The following is a 1,882-nucleotide window of genomic DNA, read 5'->3' as shown; positions in this document are numbered from 1 at the left end:
CTGCCCCGGCCCCCAGGGCCCCGGCAGCGGCCGCCACACCGTCCGCACCCAGGCCGACGCCGTCGGCCTGCGGGCGGAGCTGGCCCGGCCGGGAGCACGGCTGGTCGTGATCGGCGCCGGCTTCATCGGCTGCGAGATCGCCGCCACCGCCCGCGGACTCGGCGTCACCGAGGTGACCGTCGTCGACCCCGAACCGCTGCCGATGCTGCGGCCCCTGGGCGAACTGCTGGCCACCGCGCTGTTCGAACGCCACCGGGCGCGCGGCGTGCGCTTCGCGCTCGGGCAGGGCGTCGTCGGCATCGAGGGCGAGGACCGGGTCAGCGGAGTGGTCCTCACCGACGGCACCGTCCTGCCCGCCGACGTGGTGGTGGAGGCGGTCGGCTCGATCGCCAACACCGAATGGCTGGAGGGCAACGGCCTCGACCTCTCCGACGGCGTGCTCTGCGACGAACAGCTGCGCGTCCAGGGCCTGCCGCACGTGGTCGCGGTCGGCGACGTGGCGCGGTTCCCCAACGCCCGCTACGACGGCGTGCCCCGCCGCGTCGAACACTGGTCCATCCCCGGCGACACCGCCAAGCACGCCTCCAGGACCCTGCTGGCCGGACTGGGCGGAACACCCGTCGAGACGCCGCCCTTCGCCCCGCTGCCGTCCTTCTGGAGCGACCAGTACGAGTACCGGCTGCAGTCCTTCGGCGCCCCCGCGCTCGGCACCGCCGACGCCCGGGTGCTCGACGGCGACCCGGACGGCGACCTGCTGGTCGGCTTCCACGCGCAGGACCGCCTGGTCGGCGTGGTGGCCCTCGGCGGTCCGTCGGCCGTCGCCGCCGCCGCCCGCTACCGCGCCCGGCTGATGGCACCGCCCGCCGAAGCGGCCTGAACCCCGTACCCGCCGCGGCGACCCCCGGCGCCGCGCCCCCGACTGGCGGCGACGCCCCCACGGCGCGATGCCGCGAACCCCGAGAACCGAGGAGCACCCATGGCCGCCGTCCACGGCTACTTCCACCCCAAGACCGCCACCGGCGGATCCTCCCTCATCCCCCCGCCGCCGTGGCACTACTCCGGCGACCTGCTGACGATCGAGTACCGGACCGACCCCGCCCGGGTGCGCGAACTGCTCCCCGAACCCCTGGACCTCGCCGAGGAGGACCCCGGCGCCGTCGCCCTGATCTGGGCCGACTGGCAGTCGTGCTCCGCCTCCGGGCGGGAACTGCTGGATCCGGTGCTCTCCCAGTACAAGGAGGCGTTCGCGGTGGTGCGCTGCTCCTACCGCGGCCGCACCTACTCGCGCTGCGTCCACATCTGGGTGGACAAGGACTTCGCCATCGCCCGCGGCCTGCACCAGGGCTACCCGAAGAAGCTCGGCTCGATCCACCTGACCCGCCCGCACCCCTACGGCCCGGCGCCGCGGATCGAGGCCGGCGCCCGCTTCGGCGCCACCGTCGCCGCAGCCGACCGGCGGCTGGCCCAGGCCGTGGTGACGCTGCGCGAGCCGTCCGGGACCAACGGCTTCGTCAACGGCCACCCGATGGCCCACCACCGCTGGCTGCCCTCGATCGGCAAGGGCCAGGGCCTGGCCCTGGACGAGCTGGTCGAGTCCGGCGCCGCCTCCTTCGAGGCCGGGCAGGCCTGGGCGGGCGACGCCGAGCTGGAGCTCTTCGAGGCCCCCACCGAGGAACTCGCCCGGCTGGAGATCCACGAGCCGATCGGCGCCTACTACCGCCAGGTCGGGGTGGTCTGGGACGGCGGCACCCTGCTGGAGTCCGGTACCTCCGGCGCCGGGCCGCGGCCCGCCTGATCCCCACCCGCCCGACGCCCGTCCACCGGGCCGGATCCCGCCCGACCCCCGCCGCGGCGCTCCGCCGCGACACCCGTCACCTGGAGC

The 1,882-nt window shown here is 75.7% G+C and carries 2 protein-coding genes; both read left to right on the top strand.

The genetic code is table 11. The annotated features are described in order from the left end of the window. Nucleotides 1-877: NAD(P)/FAD-dependent oxidoreductase (locus ABD308_RS23775; protein ID WP_344338382.1), on the top strand; the 877-nt coding region annotated here is incomplete at its 5' end. A 99-nt stretch (nt 878-976) separates the two neighbouring features. Further along, nucleotides 977-1,795, top strand: a complete 819-nt coding sequence (locus ABD308_RS23770; RefSeq protein ID WP_344338380.1) for an acetoacetate decarboxylase family protein — start codon at nt 977-979, stop codon at nt 1,793-1,795. Nucleotides 1,796-1,882: the final 87 nt, after the last annotated feature.

Origin of the sequence: Kitasatospora putterlickiae (assembly GCF_039527695.1) — a bacterium.
Taxonomy (GTDB): domain Bacteria; phylum Actinomycetota; class Actinomycetes; order Streptomycetales; family Streptomycetaceae; genus Kitasatospora; species Kitasatospora putterlickiae.
The sequence above is the reverse complement of the archived record's forward strand: the minus strand, read 5'-3'. Positions and strand labels throughout refer to the sequence as shown.

Coding starts and splice junctions, on each gene's coding strand:
- ABD308_RS23770 (WP_344338380.1), top strand. CDS start 977: ATGGCCGCCGTCCACGGCTACTTCCACCCCAAGACCGCCACCGGCGGA.